At 70.4% G+C, this 14,705-nt stretch carries 15 protein-coding genes and 1 pseudogene; 7 read left to right on the top strand and 9 right to left on the bottom strand.

Features of this window, described 5'->3' with window-relative positions; genetic code table 11:
- The 4 genes and pseudogenes from ACV4UX_RS12960 to ACV4UX_RS12945 all read right to left on the bottom strand — a co-directional run.
- Nucleotides 1-532 (bottom strand): annotated as a pseudogene (locus ACV4UX_RS12960) (hypothetical protein); the annotation flags it as partial.
- 1 nt (nt 533) lies between these two features.
- Nucleotides 534-1,997, bottom strand: coding sequence for a HAMP domain-containing sensor histidine kinase (locus tag ACV4UX_RS12955; RefSeq protein WP_491593698.1), 1,464 nt, complete (start codon nt 1,995-1,997; stop codon nt 534-536).
- Between the two features lie 62 nt (nt 1,998-2,059).
- The gene (locus ACV4UX_RS12950; protein WP_491593697.1) at nt 2,060-2,566 is read right to left on the bottom strand and encodes a PH domain-containing protein; all 507 of its coding nucleotides are present in this window, start codon (nt 2,564-2,566) and stop codon (nt 2,060-2,062) included.
- Between the two features lie 409 nt (nt 2,567-2,975).
- On the bottom strand, nt 2,976-3,935 hold the full coding sequence (locus tag ACV4UX_RS12945; protein ID WP_491593696.1) for a rhomboid family intramembrane serine protease: 960 nt from the start codon (nt 3,933-3,935) through the stop codon (nt 2,976-2,978).
- Between the two features lie 89 nt (nt 3,936-4,024).
- Here ACV4UX_RS12945 and ACV4UX_RS12940 point away from each other — a divergent pair, with 89 nt between their 5' ends.
- Complete coding sequence (locus ACV4UX_RS12940) at nt 4,025-5,221, top strand: AI-2E family transporter (protein ID WP_491593695.1); 1,197 nt, start codon at nt 4,025-4,027, stop codon at nt 5,219-5,221.
- 193 nt (nt 5,222-5,414) lie between these two features.
- On the opposite strand, the gene ACV4UX_RS12935 is transcribed toward ACV4UX_RS12940, so the two are convergent.
- Genes ACV4UX_RS12935 through ACV4UX_RS12925 form a run of 3 tightly spaced genes read right to left on the bottom strand, consistent with a single transcriptional unit; the run spans nt 5,415 to nt 7,495 of the window.
- Nucleotides 5,415-5,861: a hypothetical protein gene (locus ACV4UX_RS12935; RefSeq protein ID WP_491593694.1), complete on the bottom strand. Its 447-nt coding sequence runs from the start codon at nt 5,859-5,861 to the stop codon at nt 5,415-5,417.
- 33 nt (nt 5,862-5,894) lie between these two features.
- Nucleotides 5,895-6,494: a class I SAM-dependent methyltransferase gene (locus ACV4UX_RS12930; protein ID WP_491593693.1), complete on the bottom strand. Its 600-nt coding sequence runs from the start codon at nt 6,492-6,494 to the stop codon at nt 5,895-5,897.
- Nucleotides 6,491-7,495, bottom strand: coding sequence for a S49 family peptidase (locus tag ACV4UX_RS12925; protein ID WP_491593692.1), 1,005 nt, complete (start codon nt 7,493-7,495; stop codon nt 6,491-6,493). Before ACV4UX_RS12925 ends, ACV4UX_RS12930 begins: the two co-directional genes overlap by 4 nt.
- A gap of 329 nt (nt 7,496-7,824) precedes the next feature.
- Between ACV4UX_RS12925 and ACV4UX_RS12920 the strand changes: the two genes are divergently transcribed.
- The gene (locus ACV4UX_RS12920) at nt 7,825-8,376 is read left to right on the top strand and encodes a hypothetical protein (protein ID WP_491593691.1); all 552 of its coding nucleotides are present in this window, start codon (nt 7,825-7,827) and stop codon (nt 8,374-8,376) included.
- 16 nt (nt 8,377-8,392) lie between these two features.
- Here ACV4UX_RS12920 and ACV4UX_RS12915 read toward each other — a convergent pair whose 3' ends face one another.
- Nucleotides 8,393-9,910 carry a SagB/ThcOx family dehydrogenase gene (locus ACV4UX_RS12915; RefSeq protein ID WP_491593690.1) on the bottom strand — a complete coding sequence of 506 codons (1,518 nt, stop codon included), beginning with the start codon at nt 9,908-9,910 and terminating at the stop codon, nt 8,393-8,395.
- Nucleotides 9,904-10,320, bottom strand: coding sequence for a DUF4079 family protein (locus tag ACV4UX_RS12910; protein WP_491593689.1), 417 nt, complete (start codon nt 10,318-10,320; stop codon nt 9,904-9,906). The genes ACV4UX_RS12915 and ACV4UX_RS12910 overlap by 7 nt, the downstream gene beginning before the upstream one ends.
- A 119-nt stretch (nt 10,321-10,439) precedes the next feature.
- Here ACV4UX_RS12910 and bioB point away from each other — a divergent pair, with 119 nt between their 5' ends.
- The 5 genes from bioB to bioD form a co-directional block, all read left to right on the top strand.
- A complete protein-coding gene (gene bioB / locus ACV4UX_RS12905; RefSeq protein ID WP_491593688.1) occupies nt 10,440-11,441 on the top strand; it encodes a biotin synthase BioB in 1,002 nt (333 codons plus the stop codon).
- Entirely contained in the window at nt 11,434-12,588 is a 1,155-nt protein-coding gene (locus ACV4UX_RS12900) for an aminotransferase class I/II-fold pyridoxal phosphate-dependent enzyme (RefSeq protein ID WP_491593687.1), read from the top strand. Before bioB ends, ACV4UX_RS12900 begins: the two co-directional genes overlap by 8 nt.
- Nucleotides 12,585-13,220, top strand: a complete 636-nt coding sequence (locus ACV4UX_RS12895; RefSeq protein ID WP_491593686.1) for an alpha/beta fold hydrolase — start codon at nt 12,585-12,587, stop codon at nt 13,218-13,220. Before ACV4UX_RS12900 ends, ACV4UX_RS12895 begins: the two co-directional genes overlap by 4 nt.
- On the top strand, nt 13,217-14,014 hold the full coding sequence (locus ACV4UX_RS12890; protein ID WP_491593685.1) for a methyltransferase: 798 nt from the start codon (nt 13,217-13,219) through the stop codon (nt 14,012-14,014). Before ACV4UX_RS12895 ends, ACV4UX_RS12890 begins: the two co-directional genes overlap by 4 nt.
- Nucleotides 14,015-14,024: 10 nt before the next feature.
- A partial coding sequence (gene bioD / locus ACV4UX_RS12885; protein WP_491593684.1) for a dethiobiotin synthase occupies nt 14,025-14,705 on the top strand: 681 nt, incomplete at its 3' end.

The raw sequence follows: 14,705 nt of genomic DNA, 5'->3' as shown, positions 1-14,705 counted from the left end.
TTTCCTTTTCCTGCAAACGCCTGGCGAGGTCGGGGTCGGCCGGGGCGGGTTTGGGGGGCAGCAGGGGCCTGGCCTCGCGGTTCTCCCTGGCCGGGGCCAGGAGCCTGTCGTTCTGGAGGAAGGGCGAGAGCATGCGCGGGTCGGACTGGGCGGGGTCGCCCACGGAGGCCATCTCCCACTGCCGCCAGATGTCGCGGGCGGCCTTGAGGTCGTCCTGGTTCTGGGCGGCGGCAAGGCGGGCGCAGGCGAGGCCGAAGAGGGCGCGGGCGCGGTAGGCCTGGTCGTCCTGGCGGCGCGAGATGCTCTCGAAGAGCGCGGCGGCGGCCTTGTAGCGGGCGGACCAGAAGGCCTCCACGGCCTGGGTGTAGGCGGTGTCCACGTCCAGGGCGTCGGCCCCGGCCACGGTGATGGGCGCGGGTTCGGGCCTGGGCTCGGTGATGGGCGTCTTGGGCTGGCAGGCTGCGGCCAGGAGGGCGAGCGTCAGGAGGGCGAGCCGGAGGGCGCGGCCCGGAGGGGTGTGCGAAGCGTGCATGTTACTGCGTCTCCCTGGCGATGGGTATGGTGAAGAAGAAGGTGCAGCCGCGCCCGGGCCTGCTGGAGAGCCAGATCTTGCCCCCATGGGCCTCCACGATGTTCTTGGCGATGGAGAGCCCCAGGCCGATGCCGTCGGCGGATTTTTTCAGCGTTTCGCCCCGGTAGTACTTGTTGAACACCAGGGGCTGCTCGGCGTCGGGGATGCCGGGTCCCTGGTCCACCACGGAGAAGAGCAGCTGGTTGCCGCCGTCGGCCAGCTGGAGGGAGGCCTCCACGGTGGAGCCGGGCGGGGAGAACTTCACGGCGTTGCCGATGAGGTTCAGGAGTGCCTGGCGCAGGTGTTCGGTGTCGGCCATCACGGAGGGCACGTCTGGCAGGGCGTGGGAGGAGATGGCGATGCCCTTGGCCTCGGCCTGGGGCGTGGCCTTGTCCACGGTGTCGTGGAGAAGGTGCACGGGGTCCACGGGCTTGAAGCTCAGGGTGATGAAGCGCGAGGACATGCTGGAGACCTGCATGAGCCGGGCGAGCAGCCGGGAGATGCGCTCCAGTTCCGAGGAGGCGATGTCCAGGAAGCGCTTCTGGCGGTCGTTGACGGAGCCCAGCACCTGTTCGCGCATGAGGTTCACGGACTCGCGGATGGAGGTGAGCGGCGTGCGGATCTCGTGGGAGAGCATGTCGATGAAGTCTGTGCGCATCTTCTCTTCCTCGGTGAGGCGCGCGGTCATCTCGTTGAAGGCCTGGGCCAGCTCGCCCAGTTCGTCGCGGGAGATCACGCGCACGCTGGTGAGCTTGCCGTCGAGGGTGAAGGCGCGGATGCCCCGGCGCAGCTCGCGCAAGGGCCGGAAGAACGAATAGGTGAGGTAGGCGCTGCCGATGAGGGCCACGGCCATGGAGATGCCCAGGCCGATCATGCCCGCGCGCACGCTGCGCTCGCTCCAGGCGTAGAGGGCGCGCATGCTGGACTCGATGGAGCGCTCGTTGGCCTGCTTGGCCTCGAAGATGCGCTCGGTCCAGGTGTTGAGCTTCTCCTGGGCCAGCCAGGGCGGTTCGGAACGGGTGACGGCGTCCAGGTCCTGGGAGGTCGGAATGGTTTGCTGGAACTGTTCCTGAAGATCGCGCCAGACCTCGGAGCCGGGGTAGCTGAACCACTGGATGGAGGCCAGGTTGCGCCGGTATTCGCGCAGGGCGGAGAGGAAGTATTCGCGGTAGTTGTCCTGGCGCAACACTTCGTATTTCTTCTGGTTCTCCTCCATGGAAAGCAGCGAATCCACCATGGACTGGGAGATGGAGAGCACCTCGAAGCGCACCTTCACCACATCGCGCGAGATGTTCACGATGCCTTGCTGGTAGTCGAAGATGTTGGAGGTGGTGAAGTAGATGATCACCAGGATGGAGGCGAACACCAGGATCAGCTTGAAGAGGATGCCGAACCTGGGGAAGCGTGGTTTGGTGGGAAAGCGCATGGGCGTGAGGTTGTGTTCGGGGATGCCGGGAGGGCGTTACGCCCAAAGCACGGCGGAGGCAATCACTTCGCGCCGAAGAGTTCGCGCTCGAACTCGTGGGGGCGGCGCAGGTTGGCGATGGCCACCTTCTGGCCGGAGCCCAGCCCCAGGATCACCTTGCCGTAGCCCAGCAGCGAGCCCAGAAGGCCGGTGCAGGCGCGCACGGATTCCACCCCGCCCAGGTCGATGGAGGTGAGCGAACCCGAGAGCACGTCGTGCTGGATCACCCGCTTGCCGGTGATGATCACCTTGTTGCTGAAGAAGCTCATGAGCCTTGCGGCGCCCAGAAGGCCCAGGATCACGGCGGTTGTGAAGCACGTGCCCTTGACGGTCCAGTTGATCACCGGGGGCAGGATGCGCTTGAAGTCCTCCGGGGGCGTGAACTGCGCGGCGGCCAGGAGGGGGTCCTTGTAGGCCAGCACCAGGGCCGCGAGGCCGAAATAAATGGCGGATTTGAGGAAAACGGCCCAGTGCTTCTTGGTCTGGTAGCGGATTTCCTCGTTCTCGGCCAGGACGCGTCGGGGGTCCATGCTGCACGCTCCGTTGGGGACTTTTGCACGGCGGAAACACTCTTCTAGCGCGGTTGCGCCGCCGCTGTAAAGTTTGGCCGGGGCGGGAATTTCCTTGCCGCCCCTTCCCATCCGGTCGATCGACGCTTATGATGGAAGCAAGAAATCCGCCCAGGAGAAACCGATGCTGGACGCGCTCTTGTTCTTCGGGGTCCTCATGGCCCTGGCCGTGCTGATCAACTGGCTCTTCCCCAAGATGGAAGGCGGCGGAGGCTGAATCCCCCGCATCGGGCCGGACTTCCGTGCGAAGTCCGACAAAGACGGCGACAACAAATCCTGCAAGTAGAGCCCGGCGCGCGGCTGGGGCCGCGTCCTCCGGGGGGTCGGCAGGGCTGTTCGGTACGTGGGCCGGGCCTACCATCCGGTCCCGTCACCGGATGAATGCCGCCGTCCAGGCGGCCAGGGCCAGCCCGGACGCCGCGATCCCCAGCCACGGGGAGAGCGGCCGGGCCGATCTGCCCGTGCACTTTTCCGCGCAGGCGTAGAGAAACCCAAGGCCGAATCCGGCCCCGAACCCCATGAAATGCCCGGCCAGATCGATGCGCCGGGCGTCTTCCTCGCTGCCCACGCCGAGAAACGCCAGGATCATCACCCCCGCCGCGAAGGGCAGGGCGCGCTTCCAGCTGAGGTCGCGCCCCAGGCGCACCACGCGCACACCCGCCAGGGCCCCCAGCGCGGCGAAGACCGCCGTGCTCGACCCCAGGAAATGATACCCCGGACGCTGCAGGGGAATCTTGGCCAGATTGGCCAGCGCGCCCCCGGCCATGGCCAGGAACCACGCCGTGCCGAGCCCCGCCTGGCGGGCCAGGAGCACCAGGAACGTCCCCCCCAGGCAGACGTTGCCCACCAGATGGGCGATGTCCGCGTGCAGGGTGAGCGCCGTGACGGCGCGCCACCACTGCCCCTGGGCCATGAGTGCCGTGTCGCCGCCGCCCCTGCCGTGCCAGTCGGCCAGGAAGGCCCCTAGGGTGGCTTCGGAGCCGGTCATGGCCAGGAAGGCCGTGACCGCAGCCAGGCTCCAGAGCACGCCGGGCAACTCCACCCAGATGGTGGCCCTGGGGCGCAGGTCCGGCAGGACGACGGGGCGCGGCGGGTTCTCGGCCAGGAAGGCCCGCAATTCGGCCTGGGCCTCCTCCAGGCGGGAGGCGGGCACCAGAAGCCTCAGGCCGGGCCAGCCCTGGCGCACCCGATGGGGCACCTGACGGGCCGAAAGGGCCAGTGACCACTGCCGTGCGGTCTCCAGGTCCAGTTCCTGGAGACCGGCCTCGGCCAGGAGGTCCTGGGCGCAGTCGAGCCAGTTCTGCCGGGGGATGCCCGGTGTGTGGTTCATGAAAGGTCCGCCTTGGAAATGCCGCTTTGCCGCCAGGGGCGAATCTGGTAAGTATGCCGTGTCATCCGCCGAAACGCAAAGGGGTAGCCATGCAGAGGATCAAGCGCCGCCCGGCTCCGCCGGTCAAGAGCCCGCAGGAAGCCAGGAGGGAGCACGTCTATTCGTTCTTCCTGCTGGGCATTCTGGCGGTGTCACTCTATTTCGCCTATCTGGTGCTCACGCCGTTTTTGCACGACATGTTCATCGCCATCATCGTGGCCACGCTGCTTCAGAGGCCCCACCAGCGCATCAAGCGCGCCCTGGGCGGCAGCGACACCCTGGCGGCCCTGAGCACCACGCTGCTCTTCACCCTGTGCGTGATCCTGCCGCTGTTCCTCTTCACGGGAGCGCTGGCCGGACAGGCGGCCAAATCCATCGCGGCCGTGCAGAACTGGCTCAAGGACGCCCACCTGGACACATGGTTCAAGGGCGAGGCCATCGAGCCCTACGTCAACTGGATCAACCAGACCCTGCCCTGGCTGGAGCTGGACCTGGGCAAGATCGACATCAAGGGCAACCTTCTGGAATTCTCCAAGAACGCCGGGCAGATCACCCTGGACCTGGGCGGCAAGCTCCTGGGCAACTTCCTGGGCGTGCTGCTCAACTTCCTGATCATGCTCTTCGTGCTCTTCTTCCTGCTGCGCGACGGCGAACGGATGCTCGTCCAGCTCAAGCACCTCTCGCCCCTGCACGACGCCCAGGAGGACCGCATCCTGGGCAAGATGCGCGACGTGGCCCGCTCCGTGGTGGTCGGAAGCTTCCTGGTGGCCCTCTGCCAGGGCGTGGTTGGCGGCGTGGGGCTGGCACTTGCGGGCATCCCGGCCCTGTTCTGGGGCTCCATGATGGGCTTCGCCTCCCTCGTCCCGGTGGTGGGCACGCTCCTGGTGTGGGGTCCGGCCTCCGTCTACCTGGTCCTGATCGGCGAGTGGAAGTGGGCGATCTTCCTGGCGGCCTGGGGCGGCATCCTCGTGTCGGCCATCGACTCGGTGGTGCGCCCGCTGCTCATGCAGGGGCAGGCCCAGATGTCCACGTTCTGGGTGTTCCTCTCCATCATCGGGGGCATCAAGTTCTTCGGCCCGCTGGGCATCCTCTACGGCCCCATGGTGCTTGCCCTGGCCATGGTGATGCTCTCCATCTACGCCGACGAATACCACGAGGTGCTGGCCGCCAAGTGCGCCCCGGCCGGGGACGACCCGGCCCCGGAGCCGGATTCCGGCCCGGACTCCGGACGCGACGGCCAGGCGTAGTGTCGCGATCTTGAAGAACAGAAAGCTGTTTTTCAAAATGTAAAATGAATGGTTTCGTGTAGATGTTGTGCATCACCATGGCGACACGAGGGGGGCCTGGCACACCGGACGCGCCCTTCTGAAACGCGAAAGAGCCGGACCTTGCGGTCCGGCTCTTTCGCGTTGCGGCCCTGGCGCACGCGAGGGGAAGGGGTCAGCGGGGCTGGCTCCACTCCTTGCGCAGCTCCTCCAAAAGCGTGGCGGCCTCGGGGACCTTCTTGCGGGACATGGCCCACACGCGCAGCGCCTTGTTCACCGGGATGGGCGTGTTGGCCGGATCCTTGTAGAAGGCGTCGAGCCCGTCCACGAAGTCGCGCAGGGAGAGCCCGAAGAAGTAGCGGCTCGTGTTGTACTCGAAAGTGGTCTGGGCCTTTTCCAGGCAGGCCTTGTCCGGCTTGTGGAGCACCACGCTCCCCGAGGTGAGGGTGGGGAAGGTGAAGTCGGCCCCGGTGGTCACGCCGTCCAGCAGTCCGGTGACGTAGGCGTACTTCCAGGCGTCGTTCTGCTCGCGCCAGGCGGCGCCGTCGCGCTCGGTCTGGGCGTGGGAGACGGCGGCGGCGGCCAGGAGCAGGAAACTCACGATGATCACGATCAGGCGCATGGCGGGTTCTCCGGTTGGGGTGGCGCGGTGGTATCAGGAGGCCCGCCCGCTGGCAACCGCCCTCTGCCCGGCGGCCGACGGCTTGCGGCAGAGGATGCGTCCCATGAACCGGGGCGGATCCTCCTCGAAGCCCTCGAAATGCTCGACGATCTCCCACCCGGCGAACCACCGGGCCAGCTCTCCGCGCCGCAGCAGGTGCTCTGGCCTGCGCGGCTTGCCCAGGGTTTCCTGCCCCTCCAGGTAGGTTTCGTAGGCGAACAGGCCGCCCGGGGCCAGGCAGCGCCGCAGCGCCGGGACGAGCGGCCTGTGCAGGAAGCGGAACACCAGCACCGCGCCGAAACAGGCCTCGCCGAAGTCCGGGGGCTCCGGCGTCTCCAGGTCCATGGCTTGGAAGACCGCGCCGGTGGGACAGCCCGGCTCGCGCAGGCTGGCCAGGACATCCTCGGAGCGGTCCACCAGCAGGACCCTCGCTCCGCCACAGGCCAGCAGAAGACCGTTGCGGCCGTCGCCGCAGGCGACGTCCAGCGCGGGCAGGCGCGCCGTCGCCTCCAGAAGTTGCGGCAGCCGGCGCAGAACGAAGGCCGAGGCCTTGCGCGCCGCCGGACAGCAGCCCAGGTCTTGCGCGGCGCTCACCGGCCGCCCCCGGGAAGGGCCTGGGGCCAAAGGTAGTAGCAACCCGCCTCCAGGGGCAGGCCCATGCTGGAGAGGTCGGGCACGAGGGACCGGGGGGCGTCCGCGCCGTAATCGGCCGTGGCGGTGTTGTAGAGGGTGTCGTCGTGGACCTTCTGGCGGCGGTAGGCCACCAGCCTGGCGTCCGGGGGGAGCCCGGCCAGAACTCGTGCGCGGGCCACGGCGTCTGCGGGGCGTCCCAGGCGGTCGACGAGCCCCAGTTCCAGGGCGCGGCTCCCGGAATAGACCCCGGCCCGGGCCACCTCGGCGCGCGCGGCCGGAGCCAGGGCGCGCCGGGCGTCGAGGAGGGCCAGGAACCCCCGGTTGAGCTGCTCCGTGAGTTCGGCGGCCAGGCGGCGTTCCTCCTCCGTGGAAGGCCGGAAGGGCGAGCCCATGTCCTTGAGGTCTCCGGACTTGGCCACCTCGGCCTCCACGCCGATCTTGCCCATGAGCCCGGCCAGCTTGGGCGTGATGAACACCGTGCCCACGCTGCCCACCAGAGACGAGGGCAGCGCCTGGATCTCGTCCGCGCCAAGGGCCGCGTAGTAGCCCCCCGAGGCGCACACCGTGAGGGCCTGGGCCACGACCTTGGCCCCGGTGGCGGCCTTGAAGGCCTCGATCTCGCCCAGCAGCAGGTCGGAGCCCGCCACGGTGCCGCCGGGGCTGTCCACGAAAAGCACCAGGGCCTTGATCTCCCGGTCCTCCCGCGCCTTCCTGAGCACGGCGGCAGCCTCCTGGAGCGCCCCGGGCCGCGAGCCCAGAAGCCCCTGGCGCGAGCCCGCGCCGATGAAGCCCGTCACCCACAGGGCCAGCACCTTGCCCCGGCCCTTGCCCTCCAGGTCGTACTGCTTCAGCGGGTCCTGCCCGGCCTGACCCATGAGGCTGAAACGCGGCGAGCAGCCGCACAGGGACAGCGCGAGCGACAGGATCAGGACATGGGACAGGGCGCGGACAGGATGCGGCATGGATGGCTCCTCCGGATCGAGGCGGTTCGCAGCCATCTATTCCACAGCACGGCGCGCATTGCCAGCCCCGGACGCATTGTGACGATCCATCTCCCGAGGCGAAAGGCGCGCGGAAGGACGGCATCGGCGGAGAATCCCGGCCCTGGCGAGGTTTCGCGCCAGGCCGGACCTGCAAGCGCTACGCGCCGGGGAGCATGCGACAGGTCGCCGCAAGGGAGCGTCTGTTGCGCATGCCACATTCACATGAACGATTGTTGCGTTTCTCCCTTGCATTCCCAAGGCAAATGAAGCAGTGACTTATGAACAGTCTGCAAAAGCCGGAGGCTCGCATGAATGGCAAGGCGCGCGCGACCAGGTGGCGGGAAAAGCAGGTTGCCGGGGGCGGCAAACCCATCGGCGTTACGCTCACCGCTCCTGCGGCGCTGGCCCTGGAATCCTTGCAGTCCACGTTCCGCTGGTCCCAGCGGGAGGCCATCTCCCTGGCTCTGGAGTTCGCCGCGCACCATCAGGAACTGCTCGCCAAAGCCCCCGAAGCGTCCCCGCAGGCGGAAAGCCCCCAGGAACACGGTCCAGACCCCCGCATTGCAGACCTCGAAGCCCGTCTCTCCCAGCTGGAAGCGCTGCTGGCGGGCGTGCAACAGGCCAAGGAACAGCCCACGCCCGAGGAAGAAGCGCGCAGGAACAAGGAAGCGCTCATCGGCTTCACGGCGCGCCAGATGATGGAACACGGCGAACGCATGTCGCGGGTGCAACTCTACGCCGCCGCCAAGCAGCAGGGAGTCCCCGTGCCGGGCAGCCAGCACGAATACAACGTCTTCATCTCCTACCACATGGACGTGATCCGCGACATGATGCGCACCCTCAAGGAGCGCACCCACTGACGAGCGAGCCCGCGCTTCACCGCTGCGAAGACTTCACCGGCCCCATGGGCACGGCGTAGAGCAGGCTTGTTCCCTCGGGCAGGCCCAGCAGTTCGGCGGCCTCGCCGTCGTAGAACGCGCCCACCCCGCAGGCCCCCAGGCCCAGGCTCTCTGCAGCCAGGTAGAGGCGCTGCCCCAGGCGTCCCGCCGCCTGGAAGGCCCAGCGCACTCCCCGCGCGCCCAGGAGGGGCTCCAGGGCGTCGTAGTCCGCGAAGAAGAGCGCCACCATGGCCGCGCGGCGCATCCAGAGCTGATCCAGGCAGACGGAGGCCATGGCCGGGCGCATGTCGCCGTCGCGGCGCAGCCCCAGGGCGCGTCCCCCGCGGTCCAGCATGTAGAGCCCGGGCCCGCCCCACGGCCCGCTCCCCAGCAGGACGCCCGCCTCGCAGGCGTGCTCCAGCGGGTGGCCGCCAGGCGGCAGGAGCACTCCGCAGAGCGTCGAGAGCGCCCGGGCCGCCACGGCGGGAGAGAGCTCCACGGGCATGAAGGCCCTGCGGGAACACCGGGACTCCACGGCTTCGAAAAACGTGGCCCGCCCGGCCGCTCCCGCCCCGACGGGCAGGCCGCGCCAGCGCAGGCCCGATCCCAGCCTCGTCCCCGCGCCGCCCGGCAAGGCCCGATCCTCACTCGATTCGGGCGTGGCATGCTCGCGCGTCACCGAAGCGGCCCGGTGCACCGCCGCAAGATCCTGCGCCAACCCGTCCGAGACCGCGCAGCGGCTGAAGGCCTCCACGCCCTCTGGCAGCGGCCCCGGCGCGAGGTCCGCCTCCGCCCGGCCGCCCGCCTCGAAACGCGCCACGCACAGGCAGGCCTCCCGGGCGGGATCAAGCCCCAGGTGGGCGGCCACGGCCTCGTCGGAGAAATCGAGCTCCATGCGCCAGGGGATGCGGTAGGCCCCCAGGCCCAGCGCCAGCCCTTCCGCCAGGTGCCCGGCGTCCAGGTTCAGGTAGCGGTAGGCCCTGGCGCGGTATTTCCAGGCGCAGCGGTGCATCACCGTCGTGACGAAACACAGCGCCTCGCCCGGCAGGAGCGAACGCCCGGGCAGCCCCAGCGCCTCGGGGGCGACGCCCCCCGGGCGCAGCAGCGTGAGCCCGTGGCGCGTCACGTCGTAGTGGTAAAGCCCGCTGCGCAGTGCCCCCCCGCCTGGCCACGCCAGATAGACCTCGCAGGGATAGAGGGCTCCGGCCGAGGGGCAGGCGCGGTAGATGTGTTCCACCCCGCCGTGGCTGGCCGAACGCGTGAGCCCCGCCGCGTGGAAAAGCACGGCCGAGAGCACATCCAGGCCCACTGGCGCGACGGCAGCCTCCGGCGCTCCCTCCACGGCCTGCGCCACCGACACCTTGGGCAACTCGGCCTGACGGGGCAGTTCCACGAGGGGGAGCCCCGGATAGCTCTTGAACTGGCGCGGCTGGTCCGACCAGTCCGGCCCGCCTCCCGAGAGCAGCCCCCGCATGTAGGAGACGGCCTCGTGGTAGCGCCGAGCCTGGGTCACCATACGAAGTCCTCCAGCACGCGCCAGCCGGTCCAGACCTGCGCCAGGCACAGGGCCGCCAGGAGGGCGTTGCCCGCGGCGTGCGCCAGGGCCACGCCTGCCGGGGCCTTGCCGCGCTCCCGGTCCAGACGCAGCCCGGTGACCGCGCCCGACACGGCCAGGGCCGCCGCGCATGCGCCCAACAGGGCGTGCCATCCCGTGGTCCCCGGCCCCGACCAGACGCCCCAGGTGATTCCCAGCCCCCCGGCCGCCCCGAGGAGCAGCCCCGCCAGGGTGACCCGCCCCAGCGCCACATGGCGCTTCCAGGCGAAGAGACCTTTGCGCCCCAGGCGTTTGGACGCGAAACGCTCCGCCCCAAGCCGCAGGACGTAGAGCGCGAGCCCCGTCAGACAGAGCATGATGACAGGATGCACGTAGTGCAAGGTTCCTCCGTGCGGGGCGGTTGCCAAGCCCGGCCGCGCCGGGTAAGGATGCCCCTGCCCTCCCGTTTCCACCTTCCGGGAGGAGTATCCCTGAATCGTTACGTCAACTTATGATCATTGGCAACCGGCCGCTCCACGCGGCGACCACCCTCGTCCTGGACGGGCAGGACCTCCGGGGCGACCTCCTGCACGAAGTCATCGCCGCCGTGGCCCAGGCCCGGGGCGACGAACTGGCGGACCTCCTCGGCGCGGCGCGGCGCATCCGCCTTGCGCGCCTGGGCCGCGCCGTGAGCCTGTGCGCCATCGTCAACGCCAGGAGCGGGCGCTGTTCGGAAAACTGCGCCTTCTGCGCCCAGTCCGCCCACTTCGACACCGGCGCGCCCTGCCACCCGTTCCTCGATCACGAACGCATCCTCGCCGCCGCCCGGGCCATGCGCGCCCACGGGGCCAGGCGCTTCGGCATCGTGCTCTCCGGGCTCACCCCCTCCCGGGACGACTTCGAGCGCCTGCGCCGGGCCGTGCGCGGCGTTGCGGAACTGGACATGCTCCCCGACGCCTCCTGCGGCATCCTCACGCCCGCGCAGTTCGAGGAACTCCGGGCCGACGGGCTGCACCTCTACCACCACAACCTGGAGACCGCGCGCAGCTTCTTCCCGCAAATCTGCACCACCCACGACTACGAGGACGACGTGCAGGCAGTGCGCGACGCCCAACGCGCGGGCGTGGGCGTCTGCTCGGGGGGCATCTTCGGCCTGGGCGAAAGCTGGGAGCAGCGCGCCGAGCTGGCCCTGACCCTGCGCGAGCTGGGCGTGGACTCCGTGCCCGTGAACTTCCTCTCGCCCATCCCGGGCACGCCCATGGAGGGCAGGCCGCCCCTCGCGCCCGAGGAGGCCCTGAAGATCGTGGCGCTTCTGCGCTTCATCCTGCCCTCGGCGCATCTGCGCATCTGCGGCGGCCGCAAGACCGTGTTCGGACCAACGCGGGGCCTCGCGCCGCTGGAGGCCGGGGCCAGCGGGCTGATGACCGGCGACTACCTCACCACCCCGGGCCTGGACGCCGCCGCCGACCGCCAGGGCATCCTGGATGCAGGATGGGAGATCGAGGATGCCTGAGGAGCGCTACCGCCAGGCCCTGGCCGAGGCCCGGGACGCAGGACGGCTGCGCGCCACCAGGGTGTTCGATCCCGGACAGGTCGACGTGCTGGACGCATCCTCCAACGACTACCTGGGCCTCTCGCGCCACCCCGCCGTGGTGGAGGGGGCCTGCGCCTTCGCCCGCCGCTGGGGAGCGGGCTCGGCCTCCGCGCGCCTGATCCGGGGCACCCTGCCCCCGCACGAGGCCCTGGAGGGGAAGCTGGCCCGGCTCAAGGGCCACGAGGCCGCCCTGGTCATGGGCTCGGGCTACCAGACCAACGCCTCCGCCATCGCCGCGCTCCTGGACGAACGGACGCTGGGCGCAGAGCCGCTGGTCTACGCCGACAAGCTCAACCACGCCAGCATGCACCAGGGCTGCCGCCTGGCCGGAGCGCGCCAGCTGCGCTACCGCCACCTGGATCTGGACCATCTGGAGACGCTGCTCAAGAAGCACGCCCACGAGAAGCGCGCGCGCTTCATCCTGAGCGAGTCGGTCTTCTCCATGGACGGCGACCAGGCCGACGTGTACGACCTGGCGGAACTGGCAGCGCGCCACGGGGCCTTCCTCTACCTGGACGAGGCCCACGCCACCGGGGTGTTCGGCCCCACGGGCATGGGCCTGGCCGAGGGCGCTGCCATCGAACGAGGGCTCGTGATGGGCACCCTGGGAAAGTCCCTGGGCAGCTACGGAGCCTACATCTGCTGCTCGCGGGAACTCCGGGAATACCTAGTGAACAAAGCTTCCGGCTTCATTTTTTCCACTGCCCTGCCCCCGCCCTGCCTGGGCGCGGCCGACGCGGCCCTGGACCTCGTCCCGACCCTTGCCCCTCGGCGGGAGCGGCTGCTCTCCCTGGCCGGAGAGTTGCGCAGGCGGCTGAACGCGGCGGGGCTGGGCACCGAACGCTCCTCCACCCAGATCGTCCCCGTGATCCTGGGCGACGCCGCCCGCGCCCTGGCCGCCATGGAAGCCCTGCGCCGGGAGAACGTGCTGGCCGTGGCCGTGCGCCCGCCCACCGTGCCCGAGGGATCGAGCAGGCTGCGTCTGTCGCTTACGGCCCTGCACACCCCGGACGATGTGGAGCGCCTGGCCGACGCCGTGGTCCGAGCCGCCGGAGGCTGCCAATGAGCGTCCCCGCCCGCCTGCTCCTCGTGCACGGATGGGGCCTGGACGCCTCGTTCTGGGCCCCCCTGCTCGCGCGGCTCCCCGGCCATCCCGCAGCGGCCCTGGACCTGGGCTTTTTCGGCCCCGAACGCACGGACCCTCCCGAAGAATTCCTCGCCTCCCCCGGCCCCCTGGTGGCCGTGGGACACTCCCTGGGCTTTGCCGCCCTGCTGCGCCGGGAGGCCCCCCGCCCCGACGCCCTGGCCTGCCTGGGCGGCTTCACCCGCTTCCCCGGCCCGACTCCGGCCGTCCGGGCCATGCGCCGGGGCCTCGCGCGGGACCCCCGCCACATCCTGGCCGCCTTCCACGAAACCTGCGCCCTGCCCGCGCACCTTCGCCCGGACACCGGCCTCGCGGACACCGACCGCCTGGCCCAGGGCCTGGACAACCTCCTGCAATGGGACGAATCCCACCGGCTGGATGCCTGGTCCGGCCCGCTCCTGGCCATAGGGGCCAGCAACGACGCCGTCGTGCCCAAGGAGACTTTCCTGGAGCGCTTCCCCGGGGCCGAACTCCTCTCCGGCGGCCACGCCTTCCCGGCCACGCGCCCGGACGAGACCGCCCGGCTCCTCCAGGCCTTCCTGGAGCGCCTGTGACCCTCTCGCGCCAGGCGCGCATCCGCCGGGCCTTCTCCCGGGCCGACGCCTACGACCTCCACGCCAGACCCCAGGAGGCCGCCGCGCACCGGCTGGCCGGGCTCATCCTGGAGCGCGGCCTGCCCCCCGGGGCGAGCGTCCTGGACGCGGGCTGCGGTACGGGCTTCCTGGCCCAACGTCTGGCTGCCCACGCATCGGTGGGTCGCTACGTCCTGGCCGACCTCTCCCCGGAGATGCTCGGGCGCGCCGCGCGCCGCCTGGGCCGGACCCCGGACCGACTCCAGAACGGACTCCGACCCGGAGGCCCCCTGTCCGTGGCCATGGACATCCAGTCCCCGGCCCTGCGGCCCGGCTTCCATGTGGTGGCCTCCAGCATGGCCCTGCACTGGACCGAAAACCCGGGCCAGGCCTTGGCAGCCCTGTGGTCCCTGGTGCGCCCGGGCGGGCTGCTGGCCGTCTGCCTGCCCGGAGCGGGGACCTTCGAGCCCTGGCGCGCGGCGCATCAGGCCCTGGGGCTCTCCTGCGGCCTCCAGGACTTCCCCTCCCGGGAGGAGCTGGCCGCTTATTTTCCCGCGCCCCCGGACGTGACCGAAGAGGTGCACCCCCTGGCGCTCGTGAGCGCCATGGACCTGCCCCGCCACCTCCGGGCCGTGGGCGGGCGCGTGCCGCGCCCCGGCCACACCCCCCTCACGCCGGGCGCGTTGCGCGCCGTGGCGGCCCTTGCCGACGCCTCCACCGCCCCCATGGCCTACCACGCCCTCCACGCCCTGGCGTTCCGGCCGCTTACGGACTAGAATCATCGCCATGAACGGCTACTTCGTCACCGGCACCGACACCGGCGTGGGCAAGACCGTGCTCAGCGCCCTGCTCTGCCGCGCCCTGGGCGCGGACTATTTCAAGCCCTTCCAGACCGGGCAGGACTCCGACACTGCAGAGGCCGCCCGGCTGGCCTCCCTCGGCCCCGAGCGCCTGCATCCCCCGGCCTGCGTGCTTCCTGATCCCCTGGCCCCCAGCCAGGCCGCCGAACTGGCGGGCATGCGCCTGGACATCCACCAGGTGCGCCTGCCCGGGACCGCGCGCCCCCTGGTGGTGGAGGGCGCGGGCGGGGCGCTCGTGCCCGTCGCGCCGGGGCAGGACATGGCCGCGCTCATGGCCCGCCTCGGCCTGCCCGTGCTGGTGGCCGCACGCTCGGGCCTGGGCACCATCAACCACACCCTGCTCACCCTGGAGGCCCTGCGCCTGCGCGGCATCGAGGTGGCGGGCGTGGCCCTGATCGGCGAGCCCGACGCCCGCAACCGCCGCGACATCGAAACCCTTGGCCGCGTGCGCGTGGTGCTGGAGCTGCCGCGCCTCGCCCCCCTCACGCCCGAGGCCCTGGCCCCCTGGGCCGCCCGGCTGGAGCTTCCGGCGCGCGAATCTGGCGATGCGGCCCCCGGCGTGCTGGAGATGGACCGCCGCCACGTCTGGCATCCCTTCACCCAGGCC

It is taken from the genome of Fundidesulfovibrio sp. (assembly GCF_058402725.1).
This window is presented reverse-complemented; position numbering and strand designations above follow the sequence as displayed.